Below are 17,851 nucleotides of genomic sequence, written 5' to 3'. Positions count from 1 at the left end.
CAAAATTTATGTTGAAGTTATTTAGGTATATAGTCTTATTTATTTCATTGTTTAACAGTCAGTTATTGTTTGCGCAGCAATCTGTCCGCTTAAATAATAATTGGGAATTTTTAAAGCAGGATTTAGGAGGCATATGGGAGGCAGTACGCCCGGTTGGTGTAGGTAATCCGGAAGCTGTACCCCTGTGGCAGAAAGTGAGTTTGCCGCATTGCGTTAACGCTGAAGATGCAGTAGATCCTGATGTAAATTATTATCAGGGCCCCGCCTGGTACCGTACCCAGCTTAACATCGAAAACCCTTATCAAAATGGCAGAACAATCCTGCATTTCGAAGGTGCGGGACAAAAAACAGAAGTTTATGTGTACACGACCAAGGTAGGCGCGCATGTGGGTGGTTACGATGAATGGACGGTTGATATTACCGAGGCTGTTGCCGCTTTCCAAAAAACAGCTGTTTATCAAAAACAGTTTAAGGGTAAAGTTCCGGTTTCAGTACGGACGGATAATTCAAGAGATCTCGAAATGATCCCTTCCGATTTATCAGATTTTAATGTTTACGGTGGTATTTACCGCTACCTGAATTTGGTTTATACACCTTCGTTATCCGTTGATAAAATGTTTGCTAAAGCTGAGGTAGATGCGCAGGGTAAATTGGGTAAATTGTCTGTCAAGGCACGTTTGTACAATCCTGTCGGACTTAAAGAAGCGACTATTCAGTTGAAATTGATTGATGCCGCCGGAAAAATCGTGAGCAAAACAGAGAAAAAACTTAACGATTTATCTGCTGATGTTGATTTATGGTCGTTAGAAATCAAGAAACCACAATTATGGTCGACGGAGAAACCTGTGCAATATCGTTTGCAATACGAAGTCATTTCTGCAGCAGGAAATTATAAGGGAGAAGAGAAAATTGGTTTCCGGCATATCGAATTTATAGAAAAGGGACCCTTTAACCTCAATGGGAAACGTTTATTGTTGCGTGGAACGCACCGTCATGAAGACCATGCAGGCGTAGCAGCAGCAATGACCGAAGGCATGATCCGCGAGGAAATGCAGATGATGAAAGATATGGGGGTTAACTTTATCCGCTTAGGGCATTATCAGCAATCGCGCATTGTTTTAAACCTTTGCGATAGTTTAGGGATTATGGTGTGGGAAGAAATTCCATGGTGCCGCGGAGGTTTAGGAGGCGAAGTATACAAACAGCAGGCCCGTAGAATGCTCACCAACATGGTTGAGCAACATTTTAATCATCCGGCCATTATCATCTGGGGGATGGGTAACGAAAACGACTGGCCGGGCGATTTCCCTGAATTTGATAAAGAAAAAATCAGGACTTTCATGAAAGAGCTCAACGATCTCTCGCATAAACTGGATAAATCGCGTTATACTGCCATTCGCCGCTGCGATTTCTGTAGCGATATTGTAGATGTATATTCTCCTTCTATTTGGGCAGGCTGGTACCGTGGCGCTTATACCGATTACAAAAAAGCATCAGAAGATGAATTTGCGAAGGTAAAACGCTTTTTACATGTAGAATGGGGTGGTGATAGCCACGCACTACGTCACTCAGAAAACCCGGATAAAGCTTTAAGTAAGATTAAAACTGGTGGCAGTGCCGATGAAAGGGCAGGTGATGCTTCGTTATACGGTGGTGCGGCAAGGATTTCTAAAGATGGCGACTGGAGCGAATCGTACATCACCAACTTAATCGACTGGCATTTAAAAGAGCAGGAAACCATGCCCTGGTTAAGTGGTACGGCTTACTGGCCATTCAAAGATTTTTCAACCCCTGTTCGTCCCGATAATCCGGTGCCATACATGAACCAGAAAGGGGTGGTAGAAAGAGATTTTACCAAAAAAGAAGCTTATTATGTTTTTCAGTCTTACTGGACGGAAAAACCGATGGTACACATTTACGGACATACCTGGCCAATCCGTTGGGGCGACGAAGGCGAAGAGAAAATGGTTAAAGTCTATTCTAACTGTACGGATGCTGAAATTTTCCTTAACGGCAAAAGTTTTGGCAGTAAAAAACGCAATAGTCAGGATTATCCTGCAGCGGGTTTACGCTGGAATCTTCCCTTTGTAAAGGGCGAAAACACGATTAAGGTAATAGCTAGAAAAGGGAAACAGATCATAACCGATGAAATTAAATTTACTTATCAAACCGAAAAATGGACAAAGCCAGCTAAAATGGAACTGAAAAAAATCAGTCAGCAGGATGATGTGGCCACCATGGAAGTAAAGCTTTTTGATGCGAAGGGTGTTCCATGTTTAGATGCCATTAATTGGATAACTTTTGGTTTAACTGGTGATGGTAAATTAATTGATAATCAAGGTACTTCATCAGGATCGCGTAAAGTACAGGCCTATAACGGCAGGGCCATTATTAAAGTGAAATTAAACAAGGGTCAGAGTGCTGTATCCGTTGTTTCTGAAGGTTTAAAAACAGTTTTTAGCACATTATAACATCCAGACCAAATATATAACCAATGAAAAAATTCATCCCCTATGCATTATTAGTGCTGCTCTGTTTTACCGGGACAGCATTTGCTTCCCTGAAACCCGATCCGAAAGGAACGGATTTAAAAAAACAGGCAGCGGCTTTATTAAAAAAACAGATTTTGGCCGGGGCAGCCTGGGCCATGCAACAAAATCCCATTACCGTTACGGCATCATCTTCGCCCAGAAGTGCCGGTGGGAAACATGATTTCTTCTCCGAAGCCGATTATTTCTGGCCCGATCCGCAAAACCCAGATGGCCCTTATATCAACAGAGATGGACTCACCAACCCGGATAACTTCCTCGACCACCGTAAAGCAATGGTCCGTTTTAGTAAAATCATCGGTGCACTGGCCTCTGCCTATAAAATTACCGGCGACGAAAAGTATGTTAAACAAGCTGTTAAACATTTTCAGGCCTGGTTTATCAATGCGGAAAGCTTGATGAATCCGAATCTGCTTTTTGCACAGGCCGTAAAAGGTAAATTTACTGGCCGTAATTATGGTATTATCGATACCATTCATTTAATGGAAGTGGCTCAAGGCGCATTGGTGATGGAAAAAGCCAAAGCATTTGATAAAGAAACTGCAAAGGGTGTAAAAAAATGGTTTGCCGATTATACTTTATGGTTAAACACCAGCAAACCCGGTATTCAAGAGAAAACCGTAAAAAATAACCACGCCACTTGTTGGGCCATGCAGGTGGCTTCATTCGCCAGATTATGTGACGATGAAAACATGCTCGATTCGCTGCGTACCAGTTTTAAAACCATTCTGTTGCCAAACCAGATGGCTACTGACGGCAGTTTTCCTTTAGAAATGGCCAGAACAAAATCTTACGGTTATTCGATCTTTAATCTTGACGCGATGACCATGCTTTGCCAGATCTTGTCCACACCAAAAGATAACCTCTGGACTTTTGAAACAACTGATGGCAAATCCATAAAAAAAGGGCTGAACTATTTATATCCATTTATCGCCGATAAAAACAAGTGGACCTTAAAACCCGATGTAATGTATTGGGATAACTGGCCGGTAGCGCAACCTTTTTTGCTGTTTGGTGCAGTACAATATGATCAGGCCAATTGGTACCAAACCTGGGCAAAATTAGACCATCAGCCTCAAGTAGAAGAAGTAATTAGAAATTTACCTATCCGTAACCCATTAATCTGGTTATAATATGAACTTAAAAATAACAATAACTGCGCTAAGTGTATTGTCTTTCAGTATGGTAAAGGCACAAAAAACAGATGTGAAAAAAGCTTTTGCATCAGCAGCGAAACAAACAGAAGTATTGATTAAAAATGTAGATTCGGCCAGAAAAGTGAAGCCTAATCTGGTTTCACCACGGACTGTAGAAAACGGCCAGTTTAAAATGGTGGTTTCGAAAGACTGGACCAGTGGATTTTTTCCTGCAGAACTATGGTATTTTTATCAATATACCAATGATAAAAAATGGCTCGATCTGGCTAAGAAATATACTGAGGATATTAAAAAGGAACAATTTAACAAAGGAACTCACGATTTGGGTTTTATGATTTATTGCCCATTTGGAAATGGATACCGCCTGACAAAGGATCCGGCTTATAAAGACGTAATTATTCAGGCGGCAAAATCGTTGTCTACCAGATTTAATGCCAAAGCAGGGGTGTTAAAATCGTGGGATCACAATGGCGATAAGTGGAAATATCCGGTAATTATTGATAACATGATGAACCTTGAACTGTTATTCGAAACCACCAAATTAACAGGCGATTCATCATTCTATAAAATAGCGGTAACACATGCCAATACCACCATAAAAAATCATTTCCGACCTGATTTCAGTTCTTATCATGTGATCGATTATGATACTTTAACAGGCAATGTGCGCCAGAAAGTAACCGCACAAGGTTATGCGAATGAATCGGCATGGGCACGTGGACAAGCCTGGGCACTTTACGGTTATACCATGTGTTACCGTGAAACTAAAAACAAAGCATATTTGGCTCAGGCTGATGGTGTTGCGGGTTTTATCTTGAATAATAAAATTACTCCTGCTGACGGCATTCCATATTGGGATTATAATGATCCAAAGATGCCTGAAGTATCCAGAGATGCATCTGCTGCATCAATTACAGCTTCTGCACTTTACGAGTTGGCGAAGTACAGCAGCAATGGTAAAAAATATAAAGCTGCTGCCGATAAAATTTTAAACTCACTCAGTACAAAGTACACCAGCAAAATTGGCGCAAACTATGGCTTTATTTTAGAACACAGTACAGGGCATCGTCCGGCGAAATCTGAAATTGATGTGCCGATCAATTATGCCGATTATTATTATTTGGAAGCTTTGCTAAGAAGTAAAAATTAAAATGAAGCGCACATTAAAGTTATTCGTGGGTGCAATCTTCGCCGGTGGTTTGCTGTTAAGCATGCAGCCAGACCATTCAGCCCAAAAGAAAGTGGTTATTGGTTATGTTGGCGGTTACAGGGGTTTGGTTGATGTGCAGAAAATTGCTGCAGAGAAACTTACCCATATCAATTATGCCTTTGTTGATGTAAAAAACAACCGTGCTTTTTTACATCGTGAAGCGACTGATACCGTTAATTTTCGGCAGTTAAATCAACTTAAACTTAAAAATCCTGACCTTAAAATTCTGATTTCTATTGGTGGATGGGCCTGGAGTGAAAACTTTTCGGATGCGGCACTTAGCGATACTTCACGTAAAGCTTTTGCCGAAAGTGCTGTTAAAATTATAGAAAAGTTTAAGCTCGATGGGGTAGATATTGATTGGGAATATCCTGGCATTGCGGGTGAGGAAGGTAATGTTTTCAGACCGGAGGATAAGCAGAATTTTACTTTGATGCTGAAAGAACTCCGTTTAGAACTGGATACTTTGGAAAAGAAATATCAGTCTAAAAAGCTGTTGACCATTGCTGTTGGTGGTTTTACCAATTTCAATCGCCATACAGAGATGGATAAAGTACAGCAATACCTGGATTTTGTAAACCTGATGACCTACGATTTCTATAATGGCGATTTCGCGGGACATCATACCAATCTTTATAACTCGAAAAGCCACCCGGCAGAAAATTATGCTGACAAAACCTTCCGAGAGTTTGCCGCTGCCGGTGTTCCTGCCGAAAAGCTGGTGATGGGAATTGCTTTTTACAGTCGTTCTTTCACCCTTAAAGAAAGCGCTAAAAATGGTTTAGGCGATTCTGTTTTAAAAAGCAGGTACGGAAAAGGATATACATTTTTGAAAGACAGCCTGATCAATCAGAAAGGCTTTAAGAAATATTACGATAAAGATGCTAAAGCTTCTTATATCTATAACGCAGCAAGCCGTGAATATATGACTTACGATGACGAAAGATCGGTAAAGGCAAAATGCGAATATGTATTGAAAAATAACATGGGTGGAGTGATGTTTTGGGAGTACGATTCTGATTTAAATGGCTATTTGCTCAATCAGATCAATAAAAGTTTAAAATAATTCAGGCAACCAGAGGTAGAAAATAAATAATATAATCATGAAACAGAATCTAAGCATCCTATTGATTTTGGCAACGGCATTTAATGTGGCTGCTCAGAATAAAAAAGGGGTTAAGCCAGTACAAGCTTATACTGTGACCAACAAAAAGGTAACGGTTTACACGACGGCAGAGAAATCTGAATATCGCATCAGTAAAACCGAAACATTAAGTTTTGCGGTGAATAAGCAACCTTTTGAAACAGAGCCCTGTATTTTTGTCGATCCAACGGTAAAATACCAAACCATGGTGGGCATTGGAGGTGCTTTAACCGATGCTTCGGCAGAAACATTTGCAAAGCTGTCCAAAAAAAATCAACAGGAACTTTTAACGGCCTATTATAATCAGGATAAAGGGATTGGTTATACGTTGGCACGTACCAACATTGCCAGTTGCGATTTTTCGAGTGGAAGTTATACCTATGTGCAGGACAATGATCAGGCGCTTAAAACTTTTAGTGTGGCACACGATGAGCAATTTAAAATTCCTTTGATTAAACAGGCTATTGCTGCATCAGGAGGTAAATTACCTTTGTTTGTAAGTCCCTGGTCGCCACCGGCATGGATGAAAGATAACAACAGTTTAATCCAGGGCGGACATTTATTGCCTGCTTACCGTCAAAGCTGGGCCAATCATTATGTTAAATTTATCAAAACCTACGAGGCTATGGGCATTCCGGTTTGGGGTTTGAGCGTTCAGAATGAGCCTATGGCCAAACAGAAATGGGAATCTTGTGTATTCACAGCCGAAGAAGAACGCGATTTTATTAAAAACTTTTTAGGTCCAACCTTACAGAAATCAGGTCTTGCATCAAAAAAACTCATTGCCTGGGACCATAACCGCGATCAGATTTTCCAAAGGGCCAGCACCATTTTAAATGATAAAGATGCGGCTAAATATGTTTGGGGTATCGGTTTTCACTGGTACGAAACCTGGACAGGCAGCGGAATGCAGTTTGGTAATGTGAAACAAACACACGAAGCTTACCCGGATAAAGCGCTGATTTTTACCGAAGGATGTAAAGAAAAATATGATGTAAATAAACTCGATGACTGGACTTTAGGCGAGCGTTACGGTTACTCGATGATTAACGATTTTAATGCCGGAACAGCTGCCTGGACCGATTGGAACATTCTTTTAGATGAAAAGGGTGGACCAAACCACGTTGGTAATTTCTGTTTTGCTCCCGTACATGCCGATACAAAGAATGATAAATTGATTTATACCAATGCCTATTATTACATGGGACATTTTTCTAAATTTATCCGTCCGGGAGCCAGGAGGGTTGGAACAGCATCGAGTCGCGATAAATTACAATCAACAGCATTTTTAAATACCGACGGCAAATTGGTTGTAGTGGTGATGAATCAATCAGATGACAAATTAAAATATAGTTTATGGATTAAAGGTGAGGCTGCAACAACAAGCAGTTTACCACACTCCATCACAACTTTAGTAGTAGAATAAACTTAAAAAGAACTAAACAAATGGTAAAAGAAGTAGAAAGCCTGTTTTCCCTAAAAAACAAGGTTGTAGTGGTTACCGGTGCTACAGGCGTTTTGGGTGAGGCTTTTATTAACGGTTTGTGCGCCGCGGGTGCTGCAATCGTTGTAATTGGAAGAAACGAAGAAATCGCTAAACAAAGGGCAGAAGATGTAATTAAAGCGGGTGGTAAAGCCATTTATATTATTGCCGATGTACTGAACGAGCAGAATTTAATCGATGCAAATGTAACCATCATTAAAGAATTTGGGCGCATAGATGCCCTGGTGAATGCAGCCGGAGGCAATGTGGCTGAGGCAGTAATTCAGCCAGGTAGTGATGTTTTCGATCTTAATGTGCCGGCTTTAAAGCAGGCTTTCGATTTAAACCTGTTCGGCACGATTATGCCAACGCAGATTTTTGGTAAAGAAATAGCCAAAAACGGCGGGAGCATCGTGAATATATCGTCTGTTTCGGCCACCCAAGCACTTACCCGTGTATTGGGTTATTCGCTTGCTAAAGCAGCTATTGATAGTTATACCAAATGGATGGCTGTTGAACTGGCTAACCGTTATCAGGATAAAATCAGAATGAATGCCATAGTACCTGGTTTTTTTATTACGAACCAGAACCGGGCATTGTTAACCAACGAGGATGGTTCTTTAACTGCAAGGGGACAGGCCATCATTTCTAAAACACCATTTAAAAGGTTTGGAGCCCCGGAGGAATTAATTGGCGCTTTAGTATATTTGCTCAGCGATGCCTCTAAATTTGTAAATGGCGAGAATGTTAAAGTGGATGGGGGATTTACAGCATTTTCAGGCGTTTAGCGATCAATATAATCAGTGTAATCTTAAAATCTGTGTAATCATATACAATGAAATATAAAAAATTAGAACAAACCTGGCGTTGGTATGGTCCGAACGATCCGGTTAGCTTACAAGATGTTAAACAGGCAGGCGCTACAGGCATTGTAACCGCACTGCATCATATACCACATGGGGAAGTTTGGCCATTAACTGATATTCAGGAAAGAAAAGCCATTATCGAGGCTGCCGGTTTAACCTGGTCGGTAGTAGAAAGTGTTCCCGTACACGAAGCGATAAAAACGCGCAGGGCAGATGCCGGAAAGTATATCGAAAATTATAAAACCTCTTTGCGTAACCTGTCGGCCTGCGGAATTAAGATCGTATGTTACAATTTTATGCCGGTTTTAGACTGGACGCGTACGCAACTGGACCTGGAAATGACCGACGGTTCCAAAGCCCTTTATTTTAACTGGATCGATCTGGCCATTTTTGACCTCTATATTTTGAAGCGTGAAGGTGCAGAAGCAGATTATTCAAAATCTATTTTAGATAGAGCTGAAGCTAAATATTCGACTTTAACAGAACAGGATTTAGCTGATCTTCGTGTTAATGTGTTAATGGGGATCCCGAATGAAAAAGAAATCGAACTGGAGACCTTGCGCAACAGTATTAACGAATATAAAGCCATTGGAACACAGGGCTTAAAAGAAAATTTGAAGTTTTTCCTGTCATCTATCGCGGAGGTTTGTACAACAGAAGGTATTAAGATGACCATCCATCCTGACGATCCTCCTTATGCTATTTTAGGTTTGCCAAGGATTGCGAGTACACTCGAAGATTTTAATTATATCATTAAAGAAGTAGACCAGGCTTTTAACGGCGTTTGTTTCTGTACAGGCTCATTGGGTGCCGGAATGGGGAATAATGCTTTAGAAATCTTTAATGCGGTGAAAGAGCGTGTTTATTTTGCGCATTTACGTAACGTCAAAAAAGATGAAGACGGTAGTTTTTACGAAGCAGATCATTTAGGTGGTGACGTAAACATGTATGAAATCATGAAAGCCTTATCAGAAGAAAATGCATTACGTGATAAATCAATTCCTTTCCGCCCGGATCATGGTCATCAAATGTTGGATGATTTGGCCAAAGTAACCAATCCGGGTTATTCAGCTATAGGCAGATTAAGAGGTTTGGCCGAATTAAGAGGCTTAGAAATTGGCGTTACAGGGAATTACTAATTTAGATCGTCATTGCGAGGAGGAGCGACAGCCAGTCCCGACCTTTCGGGGAAGCAATCTCATTAATTGTCATCCTGAGCTTGTCGAAGGATCTTTTTAACCACATATGCGCACAGATAAACACTGATTTATTTGTGCGCATTTTTTTATTGTGCACCTTTCGTCAACCGTTATTCTTCACAAATACACGGCAATTGCCGAAATTTTAACTCACCTTTGGTTGTGGCTTGAAATTTGAGTCTCTTAAAATTATGGAAAACAGCAATAATCCCATGAAGAAGATTTTAACGCCTTCTGTTGTACACGATGATTTACCAGAGGTTAAAAAGCCTGAGCATTTGAGGAAAGTGTCTCCTGATCACGACAGTACTTTGCCCGAAAACCCGGAAAGAAATTATCACCACGAAGAATTAAAAAGTATAACCTCCAGTCATGATGAAATTCGGCATGCCGATGATGACATTTGGAACGGAGAAGACGCTTAATTAAGCATTGATTTGATTTTTAGCGTAGCTGCTCTGTATTAATGATGCAGAATTGGGTGAGAAATAACGTTTTTTACAGGCTGAAATCGAATTTATTTAGCGTGGATTTAATTTTAATTGCTTCGTTCTTAAATACTTATTTGAAATGCGAAAAGTAGCTTTTAAATAGTTTAAAATATATTTTTACATATTAAATAGAACTTCTATATTTGCAGCTCATTAAAAAATGAGCCTCGGTAGCTCAGTTGGATAGAGCAACGGTTTTCTAAACCGTGGGTCAGGGGTTCGAATCCCTTCCGGGGTACATTTAAAAGCTTCTAGTTAAAAACTGGGAGCTTTTTTTATTTCTGGCCTAAAATTGACGAAGAACCGCTATGCCTGAGAAGCATTCTCACTTTGGAATAATCCTCGAGATATGAGCATTTATAGCTAAATTATTGAATTAGAAATGGATAATAGATTTGCTGACAGCAAACAAATTGCGGTGGTATCCACTTTTTCTCAGCTATTGGATACAGATTTTTATGGAGATCAAAACGCCGTTTGCTGGCAGCGGGAGGTGGTTGGCGATTTTCAAGAAATTGTATCCAAACTGGAGTTGAAAGATAACCTGACGGAAGTTTCCATGGAAGACCTCCATGCGCTCAGCCTGTCGGAGGCAGGTTGTCTGGCCAGAACAGTGATCTTAAGTGATTTTCAGTTGTTGGCAGATTCGGGCGCATCACCTTCGCTTAATCTAATCAAAAGTTACGATCGGGATGAAGAACTTGATTTTATTTCGACAGATGTATATTCTTTTCATGTAGACCGATCACCCATTGGCACCGATACTTTTTTATGTACCTACTATGGTGCTGCCAGTGAAATTATAGCCAATCATCAGGCCGAACAAAAAATACTGGTCCCGGAAATCCGGCAAAAGCTTAAAGAATTACACGAGGGGCCGGAAGACGAATTTCAAAATTTTTTGATGGAACATTATTTTGACCTGCATTACCAGGCTAAAGCTGGTGCAAGACCTGTAAACCTGGGATTGGGCCATCTGTGGAGACTGGCAGTAGATCATCCTGAAAAACAGTGTTTACCTTGTATCCACCGGGCACCGATTGAAAAAGAAGGGGAGTTTAGGCTGCTACTAATTTGCTAAAACGGGCTGGTTAATATGCTCAGGCAATTTTTAATCAGTCACCTCGTAATAATTCCCATGTGCTGTTTCTTAAGCAGAATTCAAATATATTTGCGATATGTTCAATAGCGGCACCTTGTTGCCAATCATCATTATTGCTGGCATAGCTTATGGCATCCTCGCCAAAAAACTGACCATTTTGGCTGCTTTTACAGGTGGAATACTGGCCTATGTTATTTTTATTGCGGCTGGTTATACCGGCGTTGCCATGATGAGCACCTTTTTTATCGTGGGTTCTGCAGCCACCTCCTGGCAGCAGCATAAAAAGCAGGCTTTTGCCATTAAAGGGGAAAGCAAAAAAGGCCGTAATACCGCTCAGGTGCTGGCTAATGCCGGCGTTTCAGCTATTGCGGGGGTCGTAATCATAGGTTACCCACAGCTGACTGATTTAATGTTGCCTGCAATGGCAGCTGCTTTTGCCTCGGCTACTGCTGATACCCTGTCTTCTGAACTGGGGATGGTTTACGGGAGACGGTTTTTTAATATAATCACCTTCAAGCCTGATCGTTGCGGAATGGATGGGGTGATCAGTCTGGAAGGAACTTCGATCGGTATTGCCGGAAGCTGTATGATTGCAGTCGTTTATGCGCTGGGTTTCGGGTGGAACATCAGCTTTTTCTATATCGTTCTGGCAGGTACGTTCGGAAATCTTACCGATTCTGTATTGGGGGCTTTGTTTGAGCGAAAGGGAATCATCGGGAATAACATGGTCAATTTTTTAAATACATTGATTGCGGCATTAATGATGTTGTTGTTCATACAATAGGGCAGCAGCCTGAAATAGCCAGATCAAAGCACCTCATTAAAACTCACGTACTGCACAAATCTGGGTAAATCAGAATGATTGGGACTTGCAGCATGCGGAAGTGACTGCAGCCAAACAATTAAATCACCTTTTTTACCTTCAACCGGAATTTCTAAACCTTTATTGCGCAATGCCGAAATGGCCGCTTCGGGGTCACTAAAATTAGTCAGGTATTCATCAATCTGGTGGTGGAAGCCTGGAATAACGGTAAAAGCACCCCGGTTAGCGGGAACATCGTTTAAATACAATAAGCCCTGAATGTAATAGCTCGGACCTGTTTGAAAATCGATATCCCAATGTAGCGGACTTCCTTTGAAGGAAAAATATTGATTCACAGGTGGATTATAACTCACTTTCTCTGCATTGGCGAAGATGTTATTGTGCTTGTACAAGCTGCTGAAAACTTGCTTAATCTGTGCATGGTTTCGAATGTGGGCAATAGCTTCATCCTGATATTTTTGCAACATTAATCCTTGCAATAATTCGTGTTGCGGGTACCAGGTTTGGGGATCAGTTAAATCAACGTTTAAGGTTTTGCAGATGAGTTCGCATACCGCATTGCAATCAGACTCGTTCACTAATCCTTCTATTTTAAGGTAACCATGCGTATTCCAAAAAGCATGTTGCTCGGAAGTTAAAACATCCGGGAAATCGGTTTTATGAGGATTGTTAGTGAGGTGCAGCTGTTCATCGAACTGGACTGAAGCGGTATTAAAAAAGTCTTGTCCTTTAAGGTCGATAATCCAATGCTTAAAATGGTCCGTATCTATGCATTTGCTATATAAAAAATCATAAATTTCAAATAAGCCCAGTTGAAATATATTTAAAAAAATCTGCTCTGCTTTAACAAAAGATTCATCCTGTTGTTTTTGTGGGTGTTTAGGGTGATGATGTAACCGGTAAATTTCAAGAAAAGTAGAAATAGAAATTAATGAGTCGTGCATAAATGAATTGAATCAAAGGAAATCAGGTAATAACTAAGATTAAAATTACAATTTTAGAAATGGCTTTAAAATAAATCCAATGAAAGATGCGGCGTAAAGACCGATAAAAAGCAGATTAAATATTTGCGCAATAAAAAACACTTAGTTAATATTACAGAAAACATTTCAGCTTTGCTAAAGTACATTCAATTTAACCAGGATTATAACATTCAGCTGCTCAAAAACGAGCTCGCACTTGCATTACAGCAAGAGTGGGTTGATCATTTCAACAGGAAGGATTACGAAGGGAACTGGCAAAGTATTGCACTCCGCTCTGGCAGTGGAAAGGAAAATGATATTTTAGCCAACTATGGGGTAGATCAGTATCGGGATACGCCTTTGTTAAATCAACTTCCTTATATTAAATCAATCATCGAGGAGTGGAAGTGCCCAAAAGAAACCATTCGTTTACTCGCATTACATCCCGGAGCGGAAATTAAGCCCCACAGAGACCGTGGCTGTAACTACGAAGCAGGGGTGTTAAGGATACATATTCCCATTCAAACCAATAATCGCTTAAAGTTTATCGTGGGCGAAGAGCAGTTGAAATTAGCAGAAGGTTCTTGTTGGTACATCGATTTCGACCAAACGCACAGTATCATCAATGAAGGCGAAAACGTTCGGGTTCATTTGGTTATAGATGCCTTAAGAAATGAATGGACTGATTCTTTGTTTGAAGCCAATGGTTATAAACTAGCAGAAGAAAATCAAGCTCAGCCCTTAGATCCGGCTACCACCTTAAAAATGATTGCAGAATTGGAACAAATGGATACTCAGGTGGCTAGAGACCTGGTTATGCAATTGAAAAAAAGCCTGGAATGAGCGCATTAATCAACTGGATTCCGTATCAACTTCTTTATAAGGAAAATGACTGGCAGCTTTTATGGCTTGATTTGCAGGAAAAGCATATTGAAGAACCTTTTTTTGATGAGACGATAAATCTTTGCCGCTTTAGGATGAAGGAGCGATCGGCTTATTTGCCAGCAAGCAACCTGGGGTTTTTGGAAGAAGCAGCGAAGCTGATCGATTCGATAACACCAGATGCATTTATTTTTCATGTTTCGCGATGTGGCTCCACCTTATTATCGCAGGCTTTGGCTACAGTCGAAACAAATATCGTTTACGCAGAAGCCCCTTTGTTGGATGAGCTCTTAAGAATGAAAGAACAAGATCTTTCGGTAAAAGAAGCACAGCAGGAATTTTGGTTTAAGTCAGCAATTACCCTGATGGGCCAAAAGCGCAAAGCGCAGTACACCAAATTATTTGTGAAACTAGACAGCTGGCATATTCATTTTTATCCCTTGTTAAGAAAATGGTATCCAGATACGCCATTTTTTTTCCTTTCCAGAGAACCCGATGCGGTTATTGCCTCACACTGCAAAAGGAGAGGCATACATGCTGTTCCAGGTATGGTTAATTCTGGTATTTTAAGGGTTAGGATACAAGAAAAGCATTACCAGGACTTTAATTTATTTACAGCAGAAGTACTGGCTAATTATTATAAAGCTTTAGCGGAGATTATTTCGGTCAATCATCCCAAAAATACTTTTTATGATTATGACTGGGGCGTAAACCTGATGTTGTCGCACTTTTTGAAAGTAATGCAGTTGGATGATGCTGCCTGTGAAAAAATGAAAACGAGGTTAAATTACCATAGCAAAAATCCTGATGAAAAGTTCATCGGAGATCGTAAACCATCACTGGCCAGTTATTCAGATGCCAGCACTGCTTACGGACGTCTTTTTAAACAATTAATAAAGCCTGATAATCAATAAAGAAAACCAATCACGCCGCCAATTTTGAATACGGTCGAATCTAATTTGATCAATTGTGTAAACCCACTTACACGCTTTACCAGTAATGTGCCAAAATAATTTTTTTGTAGTATTTTGTGTACTCACTTATGTGGCGGGGCATGGGAGAAAATGATATATTTTTTATGTTTTTACAGTTATTGACATATGTCAATAGTTAAAAAATGCCGTTTTTCGTCTACTAAAAGAGGGGTTTGGTATACTATTTTACTTGTTTGGTCTACTGAATGACGGAGGAGTGTATAAATCTAAGCTTGTAGTATTTGTACTATAAGTAAAATAGTCTCATCTTTATAGTAACAAACATCCCATTACTCAACTTTTATGAATACCAATAGACGCTCTTTTCTAAAGAGGAACGTCTTGTTAAGCAGTAGTCTTTTATTGGCCGGACCAATTGATTCGCTCGCTAAAGCAAGCCGTTCTATCTATACCAAATCTGTAAACCAAAAACAGGTTAATATCATGTATAGCAATGATATTTGTGGCGCTGTTGATTCAACTGCTCAGGGATTTGGCGGCTTAAAGTCTTTACAAACTACCATCAATAACGAACTGGTTTCTACTTTATTGTTAGATGCTGGAGGATTTTTAAATTTTAATCGGAATAACCATGCCGAAACCCTTCAGTGGATGAATAAGGTAGGTTATCATGCGGTGAACCTTAGTGCTGCAGATTTAAAACAAGGGATTGATGCTTTTGCCGCTTTGCTTCCGCACATGGCTTTCGATTTGTTAAGCTGCAATTATCATTTCGAACACCCGAAATTGCAAAAAGCGGTAAAAAGTTACCAGGTAATTACCTATGGCAAATATAGAGTAGGGGTTACGGGTGTCGGAGAATCGGTTAACATCACCGGTTTAAAAGTATCTGATCCAACCACTGCATTAAATAAGATGGCCAGATTCTTAAAAGAAAACGAAGCATGTGATTTAGTGGTTTGCTTATCTCATTTGGGTTTTGATTCAAAGACAAAACAGAGCAACAGGCAACTTGCTGCTGATACCAGTTTGGTAGATCTTATTATCGGAGGAAATGTTTCAGCAGGTAAAAATCAACTTTATGTACTTCGCAATAAAGAAAAGAATGAAGTGCTTTTGGGTACAAGTCATAAAGGATTACAGTCGGTGGCTCAATTATCCTTTGGTTTTGCTGAAGAAAAAGCCAGTAGCAGTTTAGCCTTTAAAAGACATATTCCAGGTATCTCAAACAGAGAAGAAATGCATGTTGTTTTTTCCGACCTGAAAAAAATAGAGAAATCTGTATAAAAATATTAAATCTTAATTAATCAAATCTTTACCAAAAAACAAATACCATGGATTCACCATTTTTAGGAATTATTGCCCTATTCGGGTTTAGTTTTGCCCCAAGAGGATGGGCATTTTGTTCAGGGCAGCTTATGGCTATTGCTTCAAATCAAGCTCTTTTTTCATTGTTAGGCACAACTTATGGAGGGAATGGGCAGAATACTTTTGCTTTACCAGATTTAAGAGGCAGAGTAGCTATGGGGACAGGGCAAGGACCTGGTCTTAGTCCACGTACACTTGGTGAAATGGCAGGGGTAGAAACTGTAACCCTAATCAGCACTCAAATACCGCAGCATACTCATACCGTTGCTGAACCAGCAGTTACTTCTTCAGGAACATTAGATGTACCTTCGGCAAGTGTAATTCTTTCTGCTTCTCCGAAAACAGGATCAGGCCCTAATGCAGTATCTCTTAAAACCTATTCAGATGTGGCTGCTAATGCTACACTTAAACCATTTAATACAGGGATTGCAGGAGGTAGCCAGCCACATGAAAATATGCAGCCTTATTTGGTTTTGAATTATAGTATTGCGACCGAAGGTATTTTTCCATCCCGAAACTAAATGAACAAACCACTTAAAATTGGTTTTTTGATGCCTTATTCAGGAGTCTATCCGTTTTATGCACAGCATATTACGGCCGGATTTCTGTGTGCGGCAAGTAAAATGTCTTATGGCATTGCTGATTTTGCCTTTATGCCAACCTATGTTGGCCAGGGCGGAAATAAAGCCTTTTTAGAAGCGGCACAAAAACTTGTCTTTTTTGACGGGGTAGATGTGCTGATGGGGATGATCAGCCCTAAAATATATCCTGAGCTGAAACCGATATTAGAAAATCATAATAAACTGGGTTTATTCTTTGATTTCGGAGAATCAGTGCCAGCCTCAGAAGGATATGGCACGAATATCTCCAGTCTTTCAATGGGGCTCTGGCAAAGTGAATATGTGCTCGGGCAATGGGCCACTAAAGAATTTGGACCAAGGGGCCTGATGATATCACCACTTTACGAAAGTGGTTTTAATTTAGGAGCATCTTTTTTAAGCGGAGTTGGTTCTGCCGGGGCAGATCAACTTAGAAGTACTGTGCTTCCCGAAAATCAAGCCAATAAAAATAACCTGGATTTAAGCCATTTTTTTAATGAAATAGATGTAAATACACCAGATTATGTACATGCCATTTTTGTTGGACAAATCGGAAACGAATTCCTTAAACAATGGAAATCCAGCAAGTTTAATAATGTAATTCCTTTAGTCACCGTAGAAAACATGGCCTACCCCGATATGCTGGAAGATATAGGTCACCTCGGACTAAACTTTTATAGTGCCTCTTCCTGGAGTAAGGAGCATAAAACAGGCACTAACCCTGCTTTTGTGCGGGATTTCGAAAATTTTGGCAAACAACAAGCCAACCTGTTTGGGATGCTTGGCTACGAAGCAGGCTTAATGCTTAGCCGAATGAAAGCACAGCTAACCATCGGCAATGCTTCAACAGCGGTAATCGAATTTAATCAAAGTGGAACAATAGGACCAAGAGGGTTACTTCATTTCGGCAGCCAGGAACAACAAAGTTTTCCATTGATCGATATTGTGAAAATCAATACGACCAATAAAAAAAATAACGCAACTATAATTTCTCAGGGTACCGCTTTGGGATACGATATATCAACTGTTTACAGCGAAACTGAAAGCGGTTGGGAAAATCCATATTTATCAGTCTAATTAA

General features: G+C 40.2%; 16 protein-coding genes and 1 tRNA gene. 16 read left to right on the top strand and 1 reads right to left on the bottom strand.

The annotated features are described in order from the left end of the window. Window positions 1-8: 8 nt before the first annotated feature. From AC07YT_RS02870 to AC07YT_RS02820, 11 genes are all read left to right on the top strand, one after another. Window positions 9-2,471, top strand: coding sequence for a glycoside hydrolase family 2 TIM barrel-domain containing protein (locus AC07YT_RS02870; RefSeq protein WP_086545891.1), 2,463 nt, complete (start codon window positions 9-11; stop codon window positions 2,469-2,471). Between the two features lie 23 nt (window positions 2,472-2,494). Next, window positions 2,495-3,682 carry an alginate lyase family protein gene (locus AC07YT_RS02865; protein ID WP_086545892.1) on the top strand — a complete coding sequence of 396 codons (1,188 nt, stop codon included), beginning with the start codon at window positions 2,495-2,497 and terminating at the stop codon, window positions 3,680-3,682. Window position 3,683: 1 nt separating this feature from the next. Continuing rightward, window positions 3,684-4,856, top strand: a complete 1,173-nt coding sequence (locus AC07YT_RS02860; RefSeq protein ID WP_086545893.1) for a glycoside hydrolase family 88 protein — start codon at window positions 3,684-3,686, stop codon at window positions 4,854-4,856. 1 nt (window position 4,857) lies between these two features. Beyond that, entirely contained in the window at window positions 4,858-5,982 is a 1,125-nt protein-coding gene (locus tag AC07YT_RS02855; protein WP_494945155.1) for a glycoside hydrolase family 18 protein, read from the top strand. 37 nt (window positions 5,983-6,019) lie between these two features. Next, window positions 6,020-7,486, top strand: coding sequence for a glycoside hydrolase family 30 protein (locus AC07YT_RS02850; protein WP_086545894.1), 1,467 nt, complete (start codon window positions 6,020-6,022; stop codon window positions 7,484-7,486). A 20-nt stretch (window positions 7,487-7,506) separates the two neighbouring features. Continuing rightward, window positions 7,507-8,331: an SDR family oxidoreductase gene (locus AC07YT_RS02845; RefSeq protein ID WP_086545895.1), complete on the top strand. Its 825-nt coding sequence runs from the start codon at window positions 7,507-7,509 to the stop codon at window positions 8,329-8,331. A gap of 47 nt (window positions 8,332-8,378) precedes the next feature. Beyond that, on the top strand, window positions 8,379-9,548 hold the full coding sequence (gene uxuA / locus AC07YT_RS02840) for a mannonate dehydratase (RefSeq protein WP_086545896.1): 1,170 nt from the start codon (window positions 8,379-8,381) through the stop codon (window positions 9,546-9,548). Window positions 9,549-9,820: 272 nt separating this feature from the next. Then, on the top strand, window positions 9,821-10,033 hold the full coding sequence (locus AC07YT_RS02835) for a hypothetical protein (protein ID WP_131531014.1): 213 nt from the start codon (window positions 9,821-9,823) through the stop codon (window positions 10,031-10,033). 230 nt (window positions 10,034-10,263) lie between these two features. Continuing rightward, a tRNA-Arg gene (locus AC07YT_RS02830) sits at window positions 10,264-10,337 on the top strand. Between the two features lie 144 nt (window positions 10,338-10,481). Further along, window positions 10,482-11,180: a DUF1826 domain-containing protein gene (locus tag AC07YT_RS02825; protein WP_086545898.1), complete on the top strand. Its 699-nt coding sequence runs from the start codon at window positions 10,482-10,484 to the stop codon at window positions 11,178-11,180. A 97-nt stretch (window positions 11,181-11,277) separates the two neighbouring features. Further along, window positions 11,278-11,985 (top strand): DUF92 domain-containing protein, encoded by a 708-nt coding sequence (locus tag AC07YT_RS02820; protein WP_086545899.1) that lies wholly within the window; start codon window positions 11,278-11,280, stop codon window positions 11,983-11,985. Between the two features lie 23 nt (window positions 11,986-12,008). Here AC07YT_RS02820 and AC07YT_RS02815 read toward each other — a convergent pair whose 3' ends face one another. After that, entirely contained in the window at window positions 12,009-12,968 is a 960-nt protein-coding gene (locus AC07YT_RS02815; RefSeq protein WP_086545900.1) for a phytanoyl-CoA dioxygenase family protein, read from the bottom strand. 171 nt (window positions 12,969-13,139) lie between these two features. On the opposite strand from AC07YT_RS02815, the gene AC07YT_RS02810 reads away from it, so the two are divergent. The 5 genes from AC07YT_RS02810 (at window position 13,140) to AC07YT_RS02790 (ending at window position 17,847) form a co-directional block, all read left to right on the top strand. Continuing rightward, window positions 13,140-13,829, top strand: a complete 690-nt coding sequence (locus AC07YT_RS02810) for an aspartyl/asparaginyl beta-hydroxylase domain-containing protein (RefSeq protein ID WP_086549294.1) — start codon at window positions 13,140-13,142, stop codon at window positions 13,827-13,829. After that, window positions 13,826-14,782, top strand: coding sequence for a hypothetical protein (locus AC07YT_RS02805; RefSeq protein ID WP_086545901.1), 957 nt, complete (start codon window positions 13,826-13,828; stop codon window positions 14,780-14,782). The genes AC07YT_RS02810 and AC07YT_RS02805 overlap by 4 nt, the downstream gene beginning before the upstream one ends. A gap of 363 nt (window positions 14,783-15,145) precedes the next feature. After that, window positions 15,146-16,090 carry a metallophosphoesterase family protein gene (locus AC07YT_RS02800; protein WP_145954225.1) on the top strand — a complete coding sequence of 315 codons (945 nt, stop codon included), beginning with the start codon at window positions 15,146-15,148 and terminating at the stop codon, window positions 16,088-16,090. A 47-nt stretch (window positions 16,091-16,137) separates the two neighbouring features. Then, the gene (locus AC07YT_RS02795; protein WP_086545903.1) at window positions 16,138-16,692 is read left to right on the top strand and encodes a phage tail protein; all 555 of its coding nucleotides are present in this window, start codon (window positions 16,138-16,140) and stop codon (window positions 16,690-16,692) included. After that, window positions 16,693-17,847 (top strand): ABC transporter substrate-binding protein, encoded by a 1,155-nt coding sequence (locus AC07YT_RS02790; protein WP_086545904.1) that lies wholly within the window; start codon window positions 16,693-16,695, stop codon window positions 17,845-17,847. It abuts the gene before it with no gap. The last annotated feature ends 4 nt before the right edge of the window (window positions 17,848-17,851 follow it).

This window comes from Pedobacter sp. GW460-11-11-14-TSB4 (assembly GCF_059423705.1).
This window is presented reverse-complemented; position numbering and strand designations above follow the sequence as displayed.

Bases quoted from the DNA above. Each gene is read 5' to 3' on its own strand.
- AC07YT_RS02865 (WP_086545892.1), top strand. From the start codon at position 2,495: ATGAAAAAATTCATCCCCTATGCATTATTAGTGCTGCTCTGTTTTACC.
- AC07YT_RS02860 (WP_086545893.1), top strand. From the start codon at position 3,684: ATGAACTTAAAAATAACAATAACTGCGCTAAGTGTATTGTCTTTCAGT.
- AC07YT_RS02820 (WP_086545899.1), top strand. From the start codon at position 11,278: ATGTTCAATAGCGGCACCTTGTTGCCAATCATCATTATTGCTGGCATA.
- AC07YT_RS02835 (WP_131531014.1), top strand. From the start codon at position 9,821: ATGAAGAAGATTTTAACGCCTTCTGTTGTACACGATGATTTACCAGAG.
- AC07YT_RS02850 (WP_086545894.1), top strand. From the start codon at position 6,020: ATGAAACAGAATCTAAGCATCCTATTGATTTTGGCAACGGCATTTAAT.
- AC07YT_RS02815 (WP_086545900.1), bottom strand. From the start codon at position 12,968: ATGCACGACTCATTAATTTCTATTTCTACTTTTCTTGAAATTTACCGG.
- AC07YT_RS02805 (WP_086545901.1), top strand. From the start codon at position 13,826: ATGAGCGCATTAATCAACTGGATTCCGTATCAACTTCTTTATAAGGAA.
- AC07YT_RS02845 (WP_086545895.1), top strand. From the start codon at position 7,507: ATGGTAAAAGAAGTAGAAAGCCTGTTTTCCCTAAAAAACAAGGTTGTA.
- AC07YT_RS02800 (WP_145954225.1), top strand. From the start codon at position 15,146: ATGAATACCAATAGACGCTCTTTTCTAAAGAGGAACGTCTTGTTAAGC.
- AC07YT_RS02855 (WP_494945155.1), top strand. From the start codon at position 4,858: ATGAAGCGCACATTAAAGTTATTCGTGGGTGCAATCTTCGCCGGTGGT.
- AC07YT_RS02790 (WP_086545904.1), top strand. From the start codon at position 16,693: ATGAACAAACCACTTAAAATTGGTTTTTTGATGCCTTATTCAGGAGTC.
- AC07YT_RS02870 (WP_086545891.1), top strand. From the start codon at position 9: ATGTTGAAGTTATTTAGGTATATAGTCTTATTTATTTCATTGTTTAAC.
- uxuA (WP_086545896.1), top strand. From the start codon at position 8,379: ATGAAATATAAAAAATTAGAACAAACCTGGCGTTGGTATGGTCCGAAC.
- AC07YT_RS02795 (WP_086545903.1), top strand. From the start codon at position 16,138: ATGGATTCACCATTTTTAGGAATTATTGCCCTATTCGGGTTTAGTTTT.
- AC07YT_RS02825 (WP_086545898.1), top strand. From the start codon at position 10,482: ATGGATAATAGATTTGCTGACAGCAAACAAATTGCGGTGGTATCCACT.